This is a genomic window from Streptomyces sp. WG5 (assembly GCF_049974565.1).
Lineage (GTDB): Bacteria > Actinomycetota > Actinomycetes > Streptomycetales > Streptomycetaceae > Streptomyces.
This window is the reverse complement of record NZ_JBNGGC010000013.1, coordinates 72,507-91,711: the sequence shown is the minus strand read 5'-3', so window position 1 is coordinate 91,711 and position 19,205 is coordinate 72,507. Positions and strand designations below refer to the sequence as shown.

The 19,205-nt window shown below is 73.7% G+C and carries 20 protein-coding genes and 1 pseudogene; 12 read left to right on the top strand and 9 right to left on the bottom strand.

Features of this window, described 5'->3' with window-relative positions; genetic code table 11:
* Window positions 1–11: 11 nt before the first annotated feature.
* Together ACP4IX_RS16130 and ACP4IX_RS16125 are read right to left on the bottom strand one after the other, a co-directional pair.
* Window positions 12–1,301, bottom strand: a complete 1,290-nt coding sequence (locus ACP4IX_RS16130; RefSeq protein ID WP_426523365.1) for a GAF domain-containing protein — start codon at window positions 1,299–1,301, stop codon at window positions 12–14.
* Window positions 1,302–1,558: 257 nt separating this feature from the next.
* Window positions 1,559–3,208, bottom strand: a complete 1,650-nt coding sequence (locus ACP4IX_RS16125) for an acyl-CoA dehydrogenase family protein (protein WP_426555913.1) — start codon at window positions 3,206–3,208, stop codon at window positions 1,559–1,561.
* Window positions 3,209–3,307: 99 nt separating this feature from the next.
* Here ACP4IX_RS16125 and ACP4IX_RS16120 point away from each other — a divergent pair, with 99 nt between their 5' ends.
* Window positions 3,308–4,441 carry a YihY/virulence factor BrkB family protein gene (locus ACP4IX_RS16120; protein WP_426523367.1) on the top strand — a complete coding sequence of 378 codons (1,134 nt, stop codon included), beginning with the start codon at window positions 3,308–3,310 and terminating at the stop codon, window positions 4,439–4,441.
* Between the two features lie 283 nt (window positions 4,442–4,724).
* Here the strand turns inward: ACP4IX_RS16120 and ACP4IX_RS16115 are convergent, their stop codons facing one another.
* Window positions 4,725–5,591, bottom strand: coding sequence for an NmrA family transcriptional regulator (locus ACP4IX_RS16115; RefSeq protein WP_426555912.1), 867 nt, complete (start codon window positions 5,589–5,591; stop codon window positions 4,725–4,727).
* Between the two features lie 82 nt (window positions 5,592–5,673).
* Here ACP4IX_RS16115 and ACP4IX_RS16110 point away from each other — a divergent pair, with 82 nt between their 5' ends.
* Together ACP4IX_RS16110 and ACP4IX_RS16105 are read left to right on the top strand one after the other, a co-directional pair.
* Window positions 5,674–6,609, top strand: a complete 936-nt coding sequence (locus tag ACP4IX_RS16110; RefSeq protein ID WP_426523369.1) for an AraC family transcriptional regulator — start codon at window positions 5,674–5,676, stop codon at window positions 6,607–6,609.
* A gap of 10 nt (window positions 6,610–6,619) precedes the next feature.
* Window positions 6,620–7,309: a helix-turn-helix domain-containing protein gene (locus tag ACP4IX_RS16105; RefSeq protein WP_426555911.1), complete on the top strand. Its 690-nt coding sequence runs from the start codon at window positions 6,620–6,622 to the stop codon at window positions 7,307–7,309.
* On the opposite strand, the gene ACP4IX_RS16100 is transcribed toward ACP4IX_RS16105, so the two are convergent.
* Together ACP4IX_RS16100 and ACP4IX_RS16095 are read right to left on the bottom strand one after the other, a co-directional pair.
* Window positions 7,289–7,693: a VOC family protein gene (locus ACP4IX_RS16100; RefSeq protein ID WP_426523371.1), complete on the bottom strand. Its 405-nt coding sequence runs from the start codon at window positions 7,691–7,693 to the stop codon at window positions 7,289–7,291. The genes ACP4IX_RS16105 and ACP4IX_RS16100 overlap by 21 nt on opposite strands.
* 256 nt (window positions 7,694–7,949) lie before the next feature.
* The gene (locus tag ACP4IX_RS16095) at window positions 7,950–8,579 is read right to left on the bottom strand and encodes a VOC family protein (protein ID WP_426555910.1); all 630 of its coding nucleotides are present in this window, start codon (window positions 8,577–8,579) and stop codon (window positions 7,950–7,952) included.
* 60 nt (window positions 8,580–8,639) lie between these two features.
* Here ACP4IX_RS16095 and ACP4IX_RS16090 point away from each other — a divergent pair, with 60 nt between their 5' ends.
* Window positions 8,640–9,293 (top strand): hypothetical protein, encoded by a 654-nt coding sequence (locus ACP4IX_RS16090; protein WP_426555909.1) that lies wholly within the window; start codon window positions 8,640–8,642, stop codon window positions 9,291–9,293.
* Window positions 9,294–9,334: 41 nt separating this feature from the next.
* Window positions 9,335–10,006: a ThuA domain-containing protein gene (locus tag ACP4IX_RS16085; RefSeq protein ID WP_426555908.1), complete on the top strand. Its 672-nt coding sequence runs from the start codon at window positions 9,335–9,337 to the stop codon at window positions 10,004–10,006.
* A gap of 184 nt (window positions 10,007–10,190) precedes the next feature.
* Here the strand turns inward: ACP4IX_RS16085 and ACP4IX_RS16080 are convergent, their stop codons facing one another.
* A complete protein-coding gene (locus ACP4IX_RS16080) occupies window positions 10,191–11,273 on the bottom strand; it encodes a LacI family DNA-binding transcriptional regulator (RefSeq protein WP_426555907.1) in 1,083 nt (360 codons plus the stop codon).
* 458 nt (window positions 11,274–11,731) lie between these two features.
* Here ACP4IX_RS16080 and ACP4IX_RS16075 point away from each other — a divergent pair, with 458 nt between their 5' ends.
* From ACP4IX_RS16075 to ACP4IX_RS16065, 3 genes are read left to right on the top strand one after another with little or no spacing between them, the layout of a single operon-like run.
* Window positions 11,732–12,193, top strand: coding sequence for a hypothetical protein (locus ACP4IX_RS16075; RefSeq protein ID WP_426555906.1), 462 nt, complete (start codon window positions 11,732–11,734; stop codon window positions 12,191–12,193).
* Complete coding sequence (locus tag ACP4IX_RS16070) at window positions 12,190–12,993, top strand: hypothetical protein (protein ID WP_426555905.1); 804 nt, start codon at window positions 12,190–12,192, stop codon at window positions 12,991–12,993. Before ACP4IX_RS16075 ends, ACP4IX_RS16070 begins: the two co-directional genes overlap by 4 nt.
* 25 nt (window positions 12,994–13,018) lie before the next feature.
* Window positions 13,019–13,933 (top strand): glutamate ABC transporter substrate-binding protein, encoded by a 915-nt coding sequence (locus ACP4IX_RS16065; RefSeq protein ID WP_426523378.1) that lies wholly within the window; start codon window positions 13,019–13,021, stop codon window positions 13,931–13,933.
* A gap of 220 nt (window positions 13,934–14,153) precedes the next feature.
* On the opposite strand, the gene ACP4IX_RS16060 is transcribed toward ACP4IX_RS16065, so the two are convergent.
* Window positions 14,154–14,492, bottom strand: coding sequence for an STAS domain-containing protein (locus ACP4IX_RS16060; RefSeq protein WP_426523379.1), 339 nt, complete (start codon window positions 14,490–14,492; stop codon window positions 14,154–14,156).
* Window positions 14,493–14,651: 159 nt separating this feature from the next.
* Between ACP4IX_RS16060 and ACP4IX_RS16055 the strand changes: the two genes are divergently transcribed.
* The 3 genes and pseudogenes from ACP4IX_RS16055 to ACP4IX_RS16045 all read left to right on the top strand — a co-directional run.
* A complete protein-coding gene (locus ACP4IX_RS16055; RefSeq protein WP_426555904.1) occupies window positions 14,652–16,148 on the top strand; it encodes a carboxylesterase/lipase family protein in 1,497 nt (498 codons plus the stop codon).
* An 87-nt stretch (window positions 16,149–16,235) separates the two neighbouring features.
* A complete protein-coding gene (locus tag ACP4IX_RS16050; RefSeq protein WP_426555903.1) occupies window positions 16,236–16,631 on the top strand; it encodes a DUF6463 family protein in 396 nt (131 codons plus the stop codon).
* Between the two features lie 39 nt (window positions 16,632–16,670).
* Window positions 16,671–16,894: pseudogene (locus ACP4IX_RS16045) on the top strand (transposase); the annotation flags it as partial.
* Between the two features lie 168 nt (window positions 16,895–17,062).
* Here the strand turns inward: ACP4IX_RS16045 and ACP4IX_RS16040 are convergent.
* Window positions 17,063–17,374 carry a hypothetical protein gene (locus ACP4IX_RS16040; protein WP_426523382.1) on the bottom strand — a complete coding sequence of 104 codons (312 nt, stop codon included), beginning with the start codon at window positions 17,372–17,374 and terminating at the stop codon, window positions 17,063–17,065.
* 121 nt (window positions 17,375–17,495) lie between these two features.
* Here ACP4IX_RS16040 and ACP4IX_RS16035 point away from each other — a divergent pair, with 121 nt between their 5' ends.
* Window positions 17,496–18,485, top strand: coding sequence for a GlxA family transcriptional regulator (locus ACP4IX_RS16035; RefSeq protein WP_426523383.1), 990 nt, complete (start codon window positions 17,496–17,498; stop codon window positions 18,483–18,485).
* Between the two features lie 73 nt (window positions 18,486–18,558).
* On the opposite strand, the gene ACP4IX_RS16030 is transcribed toward ACP4IX_RS16035, so the two are convergent.
* The gene (locus ACP4IX_RS16030; RefSeq protein WP_426555902.1) at window positions 18,559–19,128 is read right to left on the bottom strand and encodes a GNAT family N-acetyltransferase; all 570 of its coding nucleotides are present in this window, start codon (window positions 19,126–19,128) and stop codon (window positions 18,559–18,561) included.
* Window positions 19,129–19,205 lie beyond the last annotated feature (77 nt).

Sequence of the window (19,205 nt, the reverse complement as noted above, 5' to 3'; positions counted from 1 at the left end):
GGCACGAAGGCTCAGGGTGTCGGCAGCGACGCCCGGCGTGCCACGACCGCCGGCGCCGTCGAGTGGGGGAGCAGGTCGCGCGGGTCGTCCGGGAGGACCACCTCGACCTCCGCGTCTTCACAGAAACGATACGGCCGGTGTTCCAGGTAGGCCCCGAGGTACCTCCTCACCCGGGACATCTCGGCCCGTACCGTCACCGTGCGGGCAGGGTCGCCGAACATGTCCTCGGCCAGCCCCGCCGCGCTGCGGCCGGCGCGGTGGACGGCCAGCAGGTACAGCAACTCGGCGTGCCGGGGGCTCAGTTCCCGGGCCCAGGCCTCCGCGCCGCCCAGCACCCGGACCGACCAGCGGCGCGGCTGCCCGAGTTCCAGCACGATCCGGGTGGCGCCGAGCGGTACCGGCCCCTCGGCCACCCGTACCAACCAGCCCTCACCCAGCGGCTCCACGGTGCACGCGCCGAGCGCCGGCAGCCACCTCGGCCCCGCCGCGGGGGGCTTGGGCAGTGCCACCCGGTCCAGGTACGGCATCCCCGTCACCGCCGCCGTCCAGCCGTCCCGGTCCGTCACCACGGCCCGTCCGCCGAGCCGGGCCAGCACCGGCGCGGCCACCGCCCGCAGCCGCTCCAGGGACAGCATGTGCAGCTCGCGCAGCCGGGCCTCGGCGAGCTTGGCCACCGAGTCGACCCAGGCGAGCGTCGCCGGGTGCATCGTCTCCAGCGGCCCGCTCACGTCGACCACACCGAGCAGCCGGCCGCTGCGCGGATCGGTGATGGGCGCCCCGGCGCAGGTCCAGGTCGCCTGGGACCGGACGAAGTGCTCGGAGGCGAAGACCTGTACGGGGCGCCGGGTGACCGCCGGCGTGCCCACGCCGTTGGTGCCGACGACCTCCTCCCGCCAGTCCGCCCCGAGTTCGAAGCCGAGGCCGTCGGCCTTGCGCAGCACCCGCGCGCTGCCCTCCCGCCACAGCACCCGGCCCTCGTGGTCGGCGACCACCATGATGTGGTGCGCGACGTCCGCGACCGACAACAGGCCCTCCCGCAGCACCGGCAGCACGTGCCGCAGCGCCGAGGTCTCCCGCCGCCGCCGCACCTCCTCGGGGGTCAGCAGCCCGGACCGGAAGTCGTGCTCGGGATCGACACCGCTGCGCAGCACCCGGTCCCAGGACTGCTCGATCACCGGCCGGGGCGCCACCGGGGCCCGCCCGCCCGAGAGCCTGGCGGAGCGGACCTCGTTGAGCATCCGCGCCGCGCGCGCCGTGTCGACGGCGGCGAACTGCATCACGTCCATCGGCGAGAGCGCCACTGGTCCCCGTCCTCCCGGAAGCCGGATGTTCGGATACTCGGATGTTCGTCTGATACCGACCGCTTGCCCGGGACACGAGGACACAGTCCGCACACGGCCCACAGCAAGTTGCAACCCCCTGCAACCCTGGTGGGCGGCCGTACCGGTGTCCAAACTTGAACCACGTCGCCCCGAGCGGCGTACGCGGCCTGCACAGGCCTGTGTGGCGGGGGTGGTGCCGTGTCGGCGCAGCACCACCCCCGCTTCACCCGATGAAATCAGGCCACGGCCACCGGACGGGCCCGCTCCACCACCGACGCCAGATCCAGCGTCGGCGGCAGCGTGCCGAAGGCCGCGCCCCCGTCACCGCCCAGCCGCGCGGCACAGAACGCGTCGGCGACCTCCGGCGGCGCGTACCGGACCAGCAGCGAACCCTGGAGCACCAGCGCCAGCCGCTCCACCAGCCGCCGCGCCCGCCCCTCGGCGGCCCCCAGATCGGCCAGCTCCGTCAGCAGACCCCTGATCGCCGCGTCCAGACGGTGGTCGGCGCCGCGTGCCAGGCCCACCTCCGTCAGATACGCGTCCATGGCGAGCGGCTCCCGTCCGAGTGCCCGCAGCACGTCCAGCGCCTGCACGTTGCCGGCGCCCTCCCAGATCGAGTTCAGCGGTGACTCGCGCACCAGCCGGGGCATCCCCGACTCCTCGACGTACCCGTTGCCGCCCAGGCACTCGGCGGCCTCCACCGCGAGGGGCGCACACCGCTTGGTCACCCAGTACTTGGCCGCCGGCACCGCCAGCCGCAGCAGCGCCCGTTCCCGCTCGTCACCGCCTTCGGCGGCGTCGTAGGCCGCCGCCAGCCGCAGCGCGAGCGTGGTGGCCGCCTCCGACTCGACCGCGAGATCCGCGAGGACGTTGCGCATCAGCGGCTGGTCGACCAGCTTCGCGCCGAAGACCTCCCGGTACGTGCAGTGGTGCACCGCCTGCGCGACGGCCTGCCGCATCAGGCCCGCCGACCCCAGTACGCAGTCGAGCCGGGTCGCCGCCACCATGCCGATGATGGTCCGCACCCCGCGGCCCTCCTCGCCGACCCGGCGCGCCCAGGTCCCGGCGAACTCGACCTCGGCGGAGGCGTTGGACCGGTTGCCCAGCTTGTCCTTCAGCCGCTGGATCCGGAACACGTTGCGGGTGCCGTCCGCCAGCACGCGCGGCACCAGGAAGCAGGTCAGCCCTCCCGGGGCCTGCGCGAGCACCAGGAACCCGTCCGACATCGGCGCCGAGCAGAACCACTTGTGCCCGGTCAGCTCGTACGTGCCGTCCTCGGCCAGCGGGCGTGCCGAGGTGGTGTTCGCCCGTACGTCGCTGCCGCCCTGCTTCTCCGTCATGCCCATCCCGAACAGCGCCCCGGCCTTCAGGTGGGCCGGCCGCAGCTCCCGGTCGTACACCCGGGAGGTCAGCCGCGGCTCCCACTGCGCGGCGAGCTCCGGATCGGCGCGCAGGGCCGGCACCGCCGCGTGGGTCATCGACAGCGGGCAGCCGTTGCCCGCCTCGACCTGGGTCCACATGAGGAAGCCGGCGGCACGCCGCACGTGCCCGCCCGGCCGCGACCAGGCCGCCGTCAGCCCCGCCGACACCCCCTTGCCCAGCAGCCGGTGCCAGGCCGGGTGGAAGTCCACCTCGTCGACGCGGTGGCCGTAGCGGTCGTGCGTGCGCAGCACCGGCGGATTCTCGTTGGCCTGCGCGCCCCACTCCTGGGTCTGGACCGACCCGCAGCCGCGGCCCAGGCCCGACAGCTCCGCCAGCGCCTCCTCGCGCAGCTCGGGTGCCAGATGCCGTTCGACCGCGGCCGTCAGGGCCCGGTCGGCGGTGAAGACGTCGTAGCCGACCAGCGGCGGGGCCTGATTCGTCACGGTGTGGGTACTGCCTGCCATGACCGTGAACCTACCGTGTCGGGGGCCGGAGGGGGGCCGGTACGGTGCGGCGGGCGTCCGCGGATGAGTGCCACCTCCGGCGGCGGATACCTTTAGGGCGTGCAGCCAGCAAGTGAATCTCCCGAACGGCCCTCCGGCCGGCTCCATCGTGCCCGGGTTCTGTACCGGAACGTCTCCAAACGCAGGACCACCTGGCTGCTGCTCAAGGACACGGTCAACTCGTGCATGGAGTACCGCATCCTCGGCCTGGCCGCCGAGGCCGCGTTCTTCACGCTGCTGTCGGTGCCTCCGCTGCTGCTGAGCGTCATCGGCCTGCTCGGCTACGTCGACCTGTGGATCGGCGCCGACACCACCGAGAGCCTGCGCGCCAGCATCCTGGACGCCTCCCGCGCGGTGCTCTCCGAGAAGGGCGTCGAACAGATCACCGAGCCGATCCTGGACGACGTCATGAAGGGCGGCCGGCCCGACGTCATCTCCCTCGGCTTCCTGTTCGCCCTGTGGTCGGGCTCCCGCGCGGTGAACGTCTTCATCGACACCATCACCGTCATGTACGGCCTCGACGGCGTCCGGGGGATCGTCAAGACCCGTCTGATGGCGTTCCTGCTGTTCCTCGTGGCACTGCTGATCGGATCCATCGCGCTGCCGCTGATGGTGGCCGGCCCGGATGTCGTGGTGGGGATCGTGCCGTGGTCGACGACGGTCGTCCAGGTGCTGTACTGGCCGGTCGTCATCATCCTGTCCGTCGCCTTCCTGACCACGCTGTACCACGTCTCCGTGCCCGTGCGCTCCCCGTGGATCGAGGACGTGCCCGGCGCGCTGGTCGCACTCGCCATGTGGGTGCTCGGCAGCTTCCTGCTGCGCATCTACCTGACCAACACCGTCGAGGGTCCCACCATCTACGGCTCGCTCGCCGCGCCCGTCGCCGTGCTGCTGTGGATCGGCGTGTCCGCGTTCGCGGTCCTCGTCGGCGCCGCGGTCAACGCGGCCATCGACCGGGTCTGGCCGGCCGCCGCCACCGCCGCGGCCCGCGAGGCCAACGAGCGGCTGCGCCAGGCCCAGGTCGCCGAGTACGTCGCCCGCACCGCCGCGAACGGGGAGGCGGACCCCGACATGCCCTCCGAGTTCCCGGAACGCTGGTCGCGCTTCCTGCCCCCGGAGGACGTCACGTCCCGCCTGCGCGCCCATGTGAAGAACGCGCCGCCCGTGAACCACAACAAGCCGGAGGCCTCGTAGGCCCGGCAGGGCTCCCGGCCCGCTCGCCTGTGCGCGAAGAGCGGACCCGGCGGTGCGGCCCGACGCCCGCCGGCCGTCACCCGCCGTGCCGCGGGCGCCGCGTGCCGGGCAGGGCCCCCGGCCGCCGCGACCGTGCGCTTGCCGGGTGCCCCTCGTGGCTGGGGCGAGCGCCCTTTGCGGCCGGGATGCCGCTCGCGGCTGGGGCGCCCCTCGCCGTCGGGGGCACCCTCGTGGCCGGGTGCCGTCCGCCGCGTGCCGGCTCGGGCACCGCCGGCCGGGGCGGCTACGACGGGTCCCCGGCCCGCCACGTCCCCGCCGTCGCGCCCTCCCGTACGAAGTCCCCGAAGTCCCTCGGCGCACGGCCCAGCACCTGCTGTACCCCGTCCGACAGGTGGGCGTTGCGGCCGTCGAGCAGGGTGCCGAACAGCTCCACGAGGAACGCGGCCTCCTCCTCCGGCACCCCGAACCCGGCCAGTTCCTCCCCGTACTCGCGCGGCGGGACGGCCCGGTACGTCAGCGCGCGCCCCGTCACCTCCGCGATCTCGGCGACCGCCTCCGCGAAGGTCAGCAGGCGCGGCCCCGAGACCTCCAGCACCCGCCCGGCGTACCGGTCACCGGAGACCAGCGCCGCCACCACCACGTCCGCGACGTCCCGCAGGTCCACGAACGGTTCCCGGGCCACGTCACCGGCCGGGAACACCAGCTCCCCGCGCTGCCGCAACTCCTCACCCAGCGGTCCCTCGCTGAAGTTCTGCGCGAACCACGCGGCCCGTACGACCGTCCAGTCCACGCCCGCCCCGGCCAGCGCCTCCTCGGTGGGCCGCGCCTGGTCCTCGCCCCGCGCCGACAGCAGCACCAACCGCCGTACCCCGAGCCCCGCCGCCTCCCGCGCGAGCTCCCCGACCGCCCCGGCGGCGTCGGGGGCGCCGACGTCGGTGGGGTAGGCCAGGTAGGCCGCGTCGGCGCCGCGCAGGACGTCCGCCCAGGTCGACCGGGACCGCCAGTCGAAGCCGGTCGCCCGGGACGCCGCCCGCACGGTCAGCCCGGCCGCCCGCGCCGCCTCGGCCACCCGCCGCCCGGTCCGGCCGGAGGCCCCCGTGACCACGACCGTCATGTCCCCGCCCGTGTTCGTGTCCGTCCTGTGTGTCATGGCTTCAGTCAACTGCCGGGCGCCCCGCGTTCCCATCGTCGAACGACTCGCCGGCATGCGCGTGCGTCTACGCTGTGACGCCATGGACGCACTCGCCGGCCTGCTGGAGGGCCCCCGCGCCCGTGGCGCGTTCATGATCCGCGCCTGTTTCGACCCGCCGTGGGCCGTGCGCGTCGAGGACCGGGCGCCGCTCACGGTGATGCTGCCGGTCCGCGGCGACGCCTGGATCGTGCCGGACACGGGGGAGCCGCTGCGGCTGCGGGCCGGCGACCTCGCCATCGCGCGCGGCCCCGACCCGTACACCTGCGCCGACGACCCCGGCACCCCGCCGCAGGCGGTGATCCTGCCGGGCGGTGCGTGCAGCTACCCCGACGGACGCCCCCTCAACGGCTCGATGGACCTCGGGGTGCGCACCTGGGGCGACCGGACCGACGGCGGCGCGGTGCTGCTGATCGGCACCTACCTGGTGCGCGGCGAGGTCGGCGGCCGGCTGCTGGACGCCCTGCCGCCGCTGCTGTGCCTCACCTCCGACCAGTGGGACTGCCCCCTGACGCCCCTGCTGATGACGGAGGTCACCCGGGACGAACCGGGCCAGGAGGTGGTCCTGGACCGACTCCTCGACCTGCTCGTCATCGCCGCGCTGCGGGCCTGGTTCGCCGGCCCCGGGGCCGAGCCGCCCGCCTGGTACCGGGCCCTGGGCGACCCGGTCGTCGGCCGGGCGCTGCGGCTGCTCCAGGACGACCCGGCGCACCCCTGGACGGTGGCGTCCCTCGCCGCCGGGGCCGGGGTCTCCCGCGCCGCGCTCGCCCGGCGCTTCACCGACCTGGTGGGCGAACCCCCGATGGCGTACCTCACCGGCTGGCGCCTCGCCGTCGCCGCCGACCGGCTGCGCGACACCGACGACACACTCGGCGCGATCGCCCGCCGGGTCGGCTACGGCAGTGCGTTCGCCCTGTCCACGGCCTTCAAGCGGGTGTACGGCGTCAGCCCGCAGGAGTACCGCACCCCGGCCGCGTAGCCTGGCACCCGTGTACGCGGAACGGGCATCCCGGCTGACCGGCGCGGTGGTGTGGACCGACACCCCGACCGCGCCCGGCACCGGACGCGTCCTGCCCGACGGCTGCATGGACCTGCTCTGGTACGACGGCCGCCTGCTGGTCGCGGGCCCGGACACCCGTGCCCACGTCACCGAGGGAGCGCCGGGCACCTGGGCGGGCGTCCGCTTCCACCCCGGCACCGCGCCGGCCCTCCTCGGCGTCCCCGCGCACGAACTGCGCGACCGGCGCGTCGACCTCACCGACCTCTGGCCGTCCGCCCGGGTGCGGCGCCTGACCGCGCGGGTGAACGCGGCCCCCGACCCGGCGAGCGGCCTGGAGGAGGCGGCGCTGTCCCGGGCCGCCGACACCGGGCCCCCCGACCCGCTGCTGCTCCGGATCGTGGCCGCCCTCGGCGAGGGCCGCCCGGTCGCCGCCACCGCCGACGAATTCGGCATGGGCGCACGCCAGTTGCACCGCCGCTCCCTGGCCGCCTTCGGCTACGGACCCAAGACGCTGGCCCGTGTCCTGCGGCTGCAGCGCGCCCTCGCCCTGGCCCGCGCCGGCACGCCCCTCGCCGAGACGGCCGCCCGGGCCGGGTACGCGGACCAGGCCCATCTGACGCGGGACGTACGGGAGTTGGCGGGCGTTGCGCCCGGGGAGCTACTGGCCCGGCGCGGTTAGCGGCGCGAACAGGTCGACGCCGTGGCCGTCCGGGTCGTTCACGACGGCGTACCGCTGCCCCCAGGGCGCGTCCCAGGGCTTGCGCTCGCCGTGGCAGCCGGCGCCGGTCAGCTCCTCGTAGAGCGCGTCGACCTCGGCGGGCGTGTCGCACAGCAGGGCGAGCGAGTGCCGTCCGCCACCGGCCGGCGGCTGCCAGTCGGGCATGAAGGAGCGGACGGACTCCTCGGTGTCGAGCAGCAGCCGGATCCCGCCCGGCAGCCCTGCCTCGGCGTGCGGACCGTGCTCGGCGTCCTCGGGGAAGGCGAAACCGAGCCGGCGGTAGAAGGTCACGGACGCGGCCATGTCGGAGACGACGAGGCCGATGGCGTTGAATCGTGCGGTCATGGGGCCACCGTAGGCAGGGTGTGCGTGGCCGGTCTTGAAGGAATCGGACACGCGGGAAACGGGTGTGTGGGAAACGGGCGTGTGGGGAACGGGTGTGTGGGAAACGGGCGTGGGAGCCCCGTCACGGGGTGCGCCCGTGCCTGAGGAGCCCTGTCACGGGGTGCGCCCGTGACAGGAGCCCCGTGACGCGGTGCGCCCGTGCCTCAGAAGCCCCTCAAGTCACTTGGACCGCACAGGGCCTGCCGTCCCGGCCGTGTCACGGCAGGCCGAACGACACCGGCCCCCGCGGCGTGTCCACCGTGCAGCCCAGGCCCGTCGGACCGGCGGTGAGCGGCAGTGCGGTGCCGAGGGCGGACAGCAGCGGGCGGATCCGCGCCGGGTCCGGGGCCGTCGCCGTGAGAGCCCGCAGGGGAGTGAGGGGCAGGCCCGCCGAGGGGTGGGGCGTGGTGCCCCAGTCGATGAGGAAGGGCACCAGACCGGAAGGGTGGGCGCCGTCGGTCAGGCGCCACTCCAGGAGCGTGCCGTCGGCTCGGCGGCGGCTCATCGGGCGTACCGCGCCGGGGTCGTGGCCGCGGGCCCGGGCCGCCGCCACCGCCGCGTCCAGGTCGGGCGGGCGGATCGCCCAGGTCACGATCCGCGGCGCGGTGAGCCGGTCGATCCGGAAGGGGCGCGGGCCGTCCGGCGGCGGCTGGTCCGGGTCGGGGCCGATGATCTCCAGGTAGCCGGAGCCGCCCAGCCCCACGAGGTGGTTGCGGGTGCCGAGGCCGAGGTGCGTACCGCCGGGCGCGGGGGCGACGCCGGTGCGCCGGGCGAAGTCGGCGACCGTCGTCGCCAGATCGGGGGTCGCCAGGACCAGGTGGTCCAGCAGGGCGGGAAGGGCGTTCATCCCGTCCGAGCGTAGGCGGCCCGGCCCGGCTGTGGAACGCCTGTGCGGCAGGATGGCCGTATGACCCGTCCCACGCGCGTCCTGCCGGTGCTGCTGCTGGCCCCTGTGCTGCTCACCGCCTGCGGCTCCGAGAAGGCGGGCGCCGACCCCGCGTCCGGTACTTCCGTGCGTACGGCCGAGGCCGCCGGCCAGGGGGAACTCGACGCCCGCGCACAGGCGCTGGGCGTCGCGCCCGAGCTGGTCCACGTCACCGAGGCCCCCGGTTTCACCCTGGCCCGGCAGTCCGTCGGCGTCCTCGGCGACGACGGCTTCTCCGCCACCTGGGTCTCCCGCGAGACCGGCGCCCATCTGCGTCTCTCCGTCGACCGGGGCTCGATCACGGCCGCCACCTGCCCCGAGCAGCCCGTCGGCGACATGCCCGGCGAGCGCACCAGTTGCGAGCGCGACGGCGACGCCTGGTACCGCACCGGCGCCGGGCGCCACGAGTACGCCGTGCCCGGAAGGGGCCACGTCGTGCGTGTCTCCGGCGAGTTGGACGCCGTACCGCGCGACGTCCTGCGCGGAGCCGCCCTGGCCGCCCACCGCCCCGACGACGCCGAGGCCGCCGCTCTCCTGCCCTCCGCCGAGCCGGTGCCCGGCGCACCGGTGGAGCGCGGCGACCTGCCCCCGGCCGGCGACGGTGCTCCCGACAACAACGTGGACGTGGGCGGCTGAACCCGCCCCACCGTCCGGCCCGGCGCTCTAGGGTCTGCGGCATGGCACCCCGACTGCTCCTCTACACGCGCACCACCGCCTACCGCCACGACTCCATCCCGGACGCGGTCGACGCCGTCGCAACGCTGGGGGAGTTCGAGGCGGACCACACGGAGGATCCGGCGGTCCTGGAGCGGCCCCTCGACCGGTACGCCGCCGTCGTCTTCCTCTCCACCAGCGGCGAGGTGCTCACCCCGGCCGGGCGCGCGCGGCTCGCCGCGTACGTCGGGGCGGGCGGCGGCTTCGTCGGCGTGCACGCGGCGGCCTGCACCGAGGAGGACTGGCCGTACTACGGCGAACTGCTCGGCGCCCGCTTCGACCGCCACCCCGCCTACCAGCCGGGCCGGGTGGTCGTCGAGGACCGCGACCATCCCGCGACCCGGAACCTGCCCGCCTCCTGGGAGTTCACGGACGAGTGGTACGACTTCCGCACCAACCCGCGCGGTGCGGTCCGCGTCCTCGCCCGCGCCGACGAGTCGTCGTACGAGGGCGGCGGCATGGGCGACGACCACCCACTGGTCTGGTGCCGCGACCAGGGCGCGGGCCGCGTCTTCTACACGGCCCTCGGCCACGCCGCCGACGCCTACACCGACCCGGACTTCCGTGCCCATCTGAGGGGCGGCATCGCCTGGGCGGCACGCACGGCCCGGGCCGTCGGCACCTCGCGCGAGTGACGAGCCCGCCCCACGCGCCCCACCGCCCCGCCCTGGGCCGCTCTGCTCTGTCGTGCCGTAGGCCGGCCGCCCGGCCCGGGTGGCGGCGGGCCCGCCCACCAGCAGTGCCGCGGCGGCCGGGAGCAGGGCCGGCGAACCGACCGCAGTGACGGTCGCCGGAGGCACTCGGCGCGGGGGTGGCCGATCAGCCCGCGCCGGCGGATCCCCACGCCGTGCGCGGCGGTGCCGTACTCGCGCGTTCCACCAGGCGGGTCGAGAGTTCCGTGCGGGTGCTCTCCGGGTGGTGGCCGTCCATCATGCGCAGCAGCAGGCGCAGGGCGGTGGCCGCCATCTCGGAGAGGGGCTGGCGGACCGTGGTCAGGGCCGGCGTGACCCAGCGGGCCTCGGGCAGGTCGTCGAAACCGACCACGCTCATGTCGGCCGGCACCGTCATGTCCCGCTCGGCCAGGGCCTCGTACACGCCGAGGGCCATGGCGTCCGAGCAGGCGAACACGGCGGTCGGCGGGGCGGGCAGGTCGAGCAGCTCCCGCATGCGGCGACGGGCCGCGGCCCGGTCGAACCCAGCGTGGCGGACGTACTCGGGGCGGTGGTGCACACCCGCCGCGGCGAGGGCGGAACGGTAGCCCGCGACCCGTGCGCTGCTGCACAGCCTGTGCTGCTGACCGGCGACGACGGCGATCCGTTCGTGCCCGAGGCGCAGCAGGTGCTCGGTCGCCGTGACACCGCCCTGCCAGTTCGCCGCGCCGACGGACACCACGCCCGGCGGCGGCTCCACCGCCGGGTCGATCATCACGAACGGGACGCGGTGGTGCTCCAGCCAGGCGTACTGGGCGGCGGTCAGCTCGGCCAGGTTGAACAGCACGCCGGAGGAACCGCGCACGAGGAGCCTGTCCAGCCGGTCCCGCTCCGGCCGCGGCTTCTCCTGGGGGCCGGACCGGGAGCGGTCCAGGCCCGCCGACACCACGACCTCCAGCCCCGCGTCGTACGCCGCCTCCTCCACTCCGTGGAGTACCGCACCCGACCAGGAGCTCACCAGGGAGTGCATGACGAGGTCGACCAGCCGGGGCGCGCGCGTGGGGTCGTAGCGGGGCCTGCGTACGTAGCCGAGCCGGTCCAGTGCCTCCGCGACGCGGCGGCGGGTCTCGGGCGCCACGTCCTCGCGGCCGTTGACCACCTTGGACGCGGTCGGCACCGAGACCCCCGCCTCCCGGGCCACGACCGCCAGCGTCGGCCCGGCCGACGTGCTCGCACTCGCGGTACGGACCATCGGTCAACCACCTCTCCGGCCCGCCCGGGGCCCGGGTAGAAAGCGCTTCCTATACTAGGTACGCCGTACCACGGCGGGAAGAGCGAGGGTCGCCCCGGGGAACATCGGCGCAACGGCGGTCGGCCTCCTCGGGCCTTCTCGCGATCCCTCCCGGCGCGGGGCGCCCCTGCTCCCCGGCGCGACGGCGAGGGAGGGCGCGCTTCCCGTATCCGATGCACCGCCCGGCGCAACCGCCGGGCCGCTGACTCGTTGAGCCACCCGGGTGAAGGAATGAGGGGATTCGGTGAGGAGGTCCCGGGTGAGGCGAGTCGGTCCTGCCGGTCGACGCACCCGGTCGGGCCTCACGCACGCCCATACGGAACATAACCGGAACACCTGTCAGAAACGCCAACAACCTTTACCCTAAGTAAGTTGACGGTAACGAAGCAGTGTATTAAAGGCCATTGACGGGGGCGTCCATGACCAGTCTTCCTGAAATCTCCGCCGAACTCGCCACCTACTTCTCGCTGGCGGCCGAAACCCTGGGCGTCGCCATGGTGGCGAGCGCCGCACAGCGCGTCACGGACGGGTCGATCGACGCGGGCCACGGCTACTTCCGCAGGCTCTTCCGCCGCGGCGGCGACGACACCCCGCTCGCCCTCCCCGAGGGAGGCAGCGAACAGCGCGCCGACCGGCTGCTCGGTGCGCTCTCCCCGGAGGACCGGCAGCGGCTGGCCGCGGCCCTGACGGCGTGGCTCGGCGAACAGCGGGACCGCCGTCCGGACGAGGCCCGCCTGGCGGAACTCCTGGCAGCCGCACCGGCGCCCACCCGCACCTGTCACGTCACGGCCCACGGCCCGAACTCCGCGGCCATCGGTTCGGTGGGGGACGGTGCCACCTTCAACTTCGGCGGCGTCAGCCGTCACGGGGACGGAGGGTGAGCTCCGACGGCCCCGGCGCGGAGGGGACCTGCGAGGTCGGCAACGTCAGCGGCAGCGGCGACGGTTCGACCACGGTCGGCTATGTCGGTCCCGGCGCCACGTTCAATTGGTGGTTCAAACTCTCCGCGCTCCTCACGTGGCCCTCTCTGTCCGTTTTCCTCGTCATCACCGGGACCATCGGCTTCGCCGTCTACGCCGTGGCCCATTGGCCCGGCGGCCCGCAGATCCAGTACGTGTGGTTCTACGTCCTCGCGCCCCTCGCCCTGCTGATCGCCGGTGCCGCCGCCCTGTACCCGGCCGACCGGACCGGGCAGCCCCGCGACGCCGTGCAGCAGGCCGCCGACAGACGGCGGCGCGGTACCGTCCGCGCCATCCTCTTGGGCACCGCCCTGCTCTGCTCCCTCGGCGGCGCGTGCGTCTGGTTGGTCGTCGACCTCACCGGCGAGCTCGGCGTGGAAATGTCCATCAGCGGCACACAGCCCGTGGGCGACGCCGGCGGCACACTCACGGTGGAGATGGCGCGGCCGGCCCTCGACGACGTACGGGACAAGCTGCGACTGAAACTGACCATCGTCGACGACGATCCGAGCACACCCACCTGCGTCGGCAGGACCACGGCGACGATCACCGCCGCCACCCCGGGCGTCACCCCGAACACGCGGGAGGTGCCCGCGCAGTCGACCGTCGACTTCGACCTCGGCGGGCGCCAGGGGGCGCTCCGGTTCGAGGTCGCCGTACACCCGGAGACGGGCTGCTCCATGCGCCTCGCACAGGCCCGAGGCACGCTGCACAACGACTGAACCACGACGACCAGGAGGACCGTTCATGAGTGATACGGGGCGTCGTTCCCGCACGATCCGCATCGGGATCACCGCGGCGGCCCTCGCGGGAGCCGCCCTCGCCGGCTGCTCCTCGGAGCCCCCTTCGCTGCTCGCCGACGGGAAGATCGAGGTCGGGGCCAAGGGTGACCAGCCGGGCACGAGCTACTCACCCCACGACGGCGAGTTCAACGGGTTCGACATCACGGTCGCCCGGGAGGTGCTTGACCGAGTGGGGATCGAGTCCGTCGATTTTGAAGGCGTCCTGTCCAAGAACCGCGCCCGCGCCCTGCACGAGGGAGACGTCCAGCTCATCGCGGCCACCTACTCGATCACGAAGGACAGGATGACGCCGAAGTCGGAATCGGGACACGGCGAGGGACTCGACTTCGTGGGCCCCTACGCCTCGACCCAACAGGGCGTCCTCGTACGGACCGAGGACGCCGGACGCTACAAGCACCTCAGCGACCTCAACGGACGGCTCGTCTGCGTCTGGGAAGGCACCACCTCCGCGGCGGAGCTCAAGAGAAGGGCGTACGGCGACATCCGCACCGTCACGGAGACGGACGCCCGGGACTGCGTGAGAAGACTGCGGGAGGAGACGGTCGACGCCGTCTCCACCGACCAGCTGATCCTCTACGGATTCATGGAGGACGACCCCGGTCTCACCGTCCGCAAGGGCCTGTCGTTCGGCCCGTTCAACGACTACGGCATCGCCATGGCCAAGGGCCACCGGGACGACTGCAAGAAGCTCCAGCAGGCCCTCATGGACTACGCGCGCAGCAACGACTGGGACCAGGACTTCCAGAACAACCTGCCCCAGGTCCCCAAGGCCATCCGCGACAAGGCCAGGCCCAACGACGACGACATCGACACCTACTCCTGCCGCGACGAGCCGGGCAACGCGCAGTTGGACGACTGACCGCCGCCCCGGCGCCGGACGACGGACCGACGACGGTTCCGGGACGGGCAACTGGAGCCCGGTCTCCTGGTGAGCGCGGTCACCGCCGCGGGATCAGTGGGTCAGGCCGCACCGGGCTCAGCCCCACGTCGGGCCGGCCGGTTCCCTGGTGGTGCGGTTGACCCGGCCGAAGAGGTGGTCAACGCGATCTCCAGGTTGACCGCGCCGATCCGCTCCTCGGTTACTCCTCGTAGGCGGTCACGGCGTCGAGGCCGGCGTGCCGCAGGGTCCGGTGAACGGCCGGGCGGGCCCCGCGGATGGTGAGGGCGGCCGGTTCGGGGGCCCGGGTGACCACGCGCAGAAGCGCGTACGCACAGGCCAGGTCGATGTGCTCCAGGTCGCTCATCTCCAGGATCCACGTGCCGGGCTGTTGCAGACGGTGGTCGAGGAGGAGCTCCTCCAGTACGCGCAGCGCGGGGGCGTCCAGGTCACCGGAGAAGGCCAGGACTGCGCGCTGACCGTCGGCCTCCATGATCCTCACGGGTGGGGACGGGGCGGGGCGATGAGGGTCCACGCTCACGACGGCCTCCTCGGCAGCACAAGCGGGCGTACGTGCCTTCAGTGTCTCTCAGCCATTGTCCCTCAGCGGCGCCGAGCGGGACGTCCGGAATAGATCCGTTCGCCGCGACGCTCTGGCATGAGCAGTCCATCAGCGCGGCGAAGGGCTGGTGAGCGTGTGATGACAGGCCGGACGCACCCCGTGGTCAGTACGCCGTACGGGGCCGTACGAGGCAGGTACGAGCACGGCGTCGCCGTGTTCCGCGGCATCCCGTACGCGGCGCCCCCCTTCGGGCCCCGCCGGTTCCGCCCGCCCGTGCCGCCCGAGCCGTGGGACGGAGCACGCGACGCGGGCTCCTTCGGCCCCACGGCGCCGAAAGCGCCGTACTCCGAGGCCTTCGCCCAGTACCTCTCCGACCCGGAGATCCCCGGCGACGACTGCCTCAACCTCAACGTCTGGACCCCCGAGCCGGGCCCCGGGGCCCGCCTGCCCGTCCTGGTCTGGCTGCACGGCGGCGCGCTGACCAGGGGTTCCTCCGCCGTGCCCGTCTACGACGGCCGCACTTTCGCCCGCGACGGCCTGGTCTGCGTGTCGATCAACTACCGGCTCGGCATCGAGGGCTACGGACTGTTCCCGGACGCCCCCGCGAACGCCGGACTGCGCGACCAGCTCGCCGCCCTGGAATGGGTGCGGGAGTCGATCGCGGCCTTCGGCGGCGACCCCGGCCGGGTGACCGTCGCCGGTCAGTCGGCCGGTGCGATCAGCGCCGGCGCGCTGCTCGCCGCTCCGCAGGCGCAGGGGCTGTACCGGCGGGCCGTGCTGCAGAGCGGAGCCCCGGAGGCCTCCGACCGCGACAAGGTACGGCGGATGGTCCGCCGCATGGCCTCCCGCCTCAGGATCCCCGCCACTGCCGAGGCCTTCGCCGCCGTCGACCGGGACCAGCTGCTGCGCGCCCAGGCCGACGTGGGCAGGTTCAGCAGCCCCGTGCTCGGCGGACCCGCCTTCGGGATCGTCGTCGACGGGGACGTCGTTCCCCGCGACCCCCTGGAAGCGCTCGTCGAGGGCCGGGCCGCGCTCGGCACCGGCCTGATGATGGGCTGGACCCGCGACGAGTACCGGCTCTGGCTGGTACCCGGCGGTCTCCTCGAACGCGTCGACCGGCTCGGCGCCGTGGCCCTGGCGGGCGCCCGGGCCCGCTGCCACTGCGGCAACGAGGTCGTACGCGGCTACCGGGCGATGCACGCGGGCGCCGCCGAGACCGTCGGGCAGCTGGTCACCGACCACCTGCTCCGCATGCCGATGCACCGCCTGGCCGACGCCCGGCCGGGATCGTCGTACGTCTACGAGTTCGCCTGGCCGTCCCACCTGCCCGACCTCGGCGCCTGCCACGCCCTGGAACTGGGCTTCGTCTTCGACTCGGGGGACACCCCGGACTCGCGCCGGCTCGCGGGCGAGGGTGCTCCGCAGGAGCTGGCCGACGAGATGCACGGGGCGTGGGTGCGGTTCGCCGAGTCCGGCGACCCGGGCTGGGCGGCGTGGGACGCCACACATCCCGTGCGGGTCTTCGGCGCCGGCGCCGCGCACACGGCGTACGGCCCGCTCGACGCCCAGTTCGACCTGTGGAAGGACGACGTCACCCTGCGAGGAACGCGGTCCCGGCGGCCGGTTCGACGGTGATGCGGGGGCGGTGGGGCGTCGGTCCGGGAGTCGCGGATGCCCGCGGGTGACCCGCCCTGCCCGGAGCGCGGTCCGTACGATGAGCCCATGAAGCGACGTTCAGCCGGGCGCTGGCTCCAGGTCGTCGGCACGGGTCATGGGGTCCTCGGGGCGGTGATCTACCGCGACGTTCTCGTCGACATGGCGCGCGATGGCCTCATCGACTCCGTGCCCGACCGGGGCGACCGGGCCGCCGCCTTCTGGTTCATGGCCGCCGCGCCCGCCCTGTGGTTGGGCGGCCGGCTGCTGCAGGCCGCGGAGGAACACGAGGACATCCCGGCCCAGCGCGCCGCAGGCGTCGTTCTGACCGTTGTCGGCGCGACGGGCACCGTGATGATGCCGAAGAGCGGCTTCCCCGCCCTGGCGGGGATCGGCGGCCTCCTGCTGCGCAGGTCGCTGCGCGGCCAGCCTGGGCACTGTTCGGCGGATCATGTGCCCTCATGACTGGTAGCTCGTTCGTTCGGTCATGAGGTGGGGGGATCGGTGGGGGATCTGACGAACATGAGTGGTCGCTGTCGGAGCCTCACCTGCCGCCGTCAGGTGAGGGTGGTCGGGGTGGCCGGCGGAACGACCATCGCACGGTGGTGAACGGGATCCTGGCCCGGATCCGGACCGGTGTCCCATGGCGGGACCTGCCAGGACGCGACGGGTCGTGGAAGGCCGTCTATGGACGGCATCGCCGCTGGTCGGCGGACGGCACGTGGGATGCGGGATCCACCTCGCCGGGGAAGGCGGCAGTGAACTGCCTCCAGAACTCCCGGGCAGTCGCCACCCGTCACGACGAGAGGGCCCACGTCTTCCACGGAACCGTCGCAGGCGCGGCGATCCGGCTCTGGCTCCGCTCGTGATCTGCCGGGCCGGGCCCGTGGGCCGCCTCAGACGCTTCCGCGCCTTTCGACGACGAGGATGCGGGCCTGCGGCGCCGGGTGGGCTACGTGTGCGTCTCCTGGTTCGACGCAGCACACCCGGCCCGGCGTCAGGCGCTCGACCTGCTCGACACCGTCCACGCGGTAGTGCATGTCCACCGCCCCGTCCAGGACGACGAACACTTCGGGGCCGTCGTTGACGTGCCACTTGTACGGCTGGTCGGTCCAGTGCAGCCGTACCGTCGCGTCGTCCACGGCGGCGAGACCGATGGCACCCCAGGGGCGTTCGGCGGTGAATGAGGCGGCATCGATGAAACGCATCAGAGTCTCCCTGGTCAAGGCCCTGCGTGGGTCTCGGTGGCATCCGGCGGTCCGTCCATCGTGCAGGAGGGGCACGGGCACCGCGATAGGCAGAAATGACGCGAGCCGTAAGGTTTCTGCCATGCATCATGTCGTTGCCCTGGCACTTCCTGGGGTCGTCGCGTTCGACCTCGCCACCCCCGCGCAGGTCTTCGGCGCCCCCGGTTCCCCCGGCCTCTACCGGTTCAGCCTCTGCGCCGCCGAAGCCGGACCGGTGACCACGTCCACCGGCTTCGACCTCGTTGCCCCCCGCGGACTCGATGCCCTGGGCGAGGCCGACACGATCATCGTGCCCGGCTACGAGCCGCACGATCCGCCCGTACAGCCCGTGACCGAAGCCCTGCACACAGCCGCCGCCCGCGGCGCCCGCGTGGTGTCGGTGTGCACGGGCGCCTTCGCGCTGGCGGCAGCCGGCCTCCTCGACGGACGCCGCGCCACCACCCACTGGCTGGACGCCTCCGACCTCAGCCACCGCTACCCCGCGGTCGAGGTCGATCCCGCGCCCCTGTACATCGACGCCGACTCGGTCCTGACCAGTGCCGGATTCTCCGCGGGCATCGACCTGTGCCTGCACCTGGTCCGCGAGGACCTGGGCGCGGACACCGCGGCCGAACTCGCCCGCCGACTCGTGGTGCCCGCCCACCGCGAGGGAAACCAGGCCCAGTACATTTCCCGGCCCCTGCCCGCCGACGGCACGGGCATGGCCGACGTGTGCGCCTGGGCCCTCCAGCACCTCGACCATCAGCTGACGGTGGCCGACCTGGCCCGCCGTGCCTCGCTCTCTCCCCGCAGCTTCGCCCGCCGCTTCACCGCGGAAACCGGCACCACACCCCTGCGCTGGATCAACACGCAGCGCCTCCAACAGGCACGACGCCTCCTGGAAACCACCGATCTCAGCGTCGAGGAGATCGCCCACCGGGCCGGCCTGGGAACCGCGACGAACCTGCGCCTCCACCTCGCCCGCGAAGCCCGGACCACTCCCACCGCCTACCGGCGCACCTTCCAGCGAACCAAGAACGCGCATGAGACGTCGGGCAGGCGTACTGCGGACCGGCAGGGCGTCCAGACATGACCCGCCGGACAGGCCCTGGTCGTACCGACCCGGGAGGTCGGGGACGCGGCCGGCGGGTGGCCGGCCGGTGCGGCTACGGGTGACCGCGCCGGGTCGAGAGCCCTGTCCGGCCCGGCGCCGGGCGCAGGTCCAGCATCATGTCGAGCGACAGGGAACCGTCCGGCTCGGTGAAGAAGCCGACTGGTCGGAAGCCGTTCTTCTCGTAGTAACGGATGGCCCGGGGGTTGTCGGCGCGGACGCCGCCCCACAGGATGATTCTCGGCCGGCCGAGCAGCCGTGCGACCTCCGTGACGAGCGGGAAGGCGAGCGTCCCGATGCCTCGACCCTGGTAGTCGTCAGCGAGAGTGGGGCCGAAGCGGCAGTCGGTTGTCTCGGTGAGGCGGAGGCCCGCGTCCTGGTAGCGCGCGATGTCCGCGGGAGTCAGGGCGAGGCTGAATTCGAGGAGGCCGACGACCCGGCCGGACGGCACGTCCTCGAGCACCAGCCTGAGCTTGTCGTAGCGCGCGATCGCGTCACACAGCTCCCGGGCGGTCGCGAGGTCGTACCCGCCGAACGTACTGAAGCGTCTCGACTCGGGCGACAGGGCGCCGAGGAACTCGGCCAACCGTCGCGTGTCGGCGTGCGTCAGGGGGCGGAGGGTCACATCCGAATTCCCGTGAGCTCCCAGACGGCTCGTCAGGCGGTGGGGCTCCTCGGCAATCTCCGTCAGCGTCAGCACGC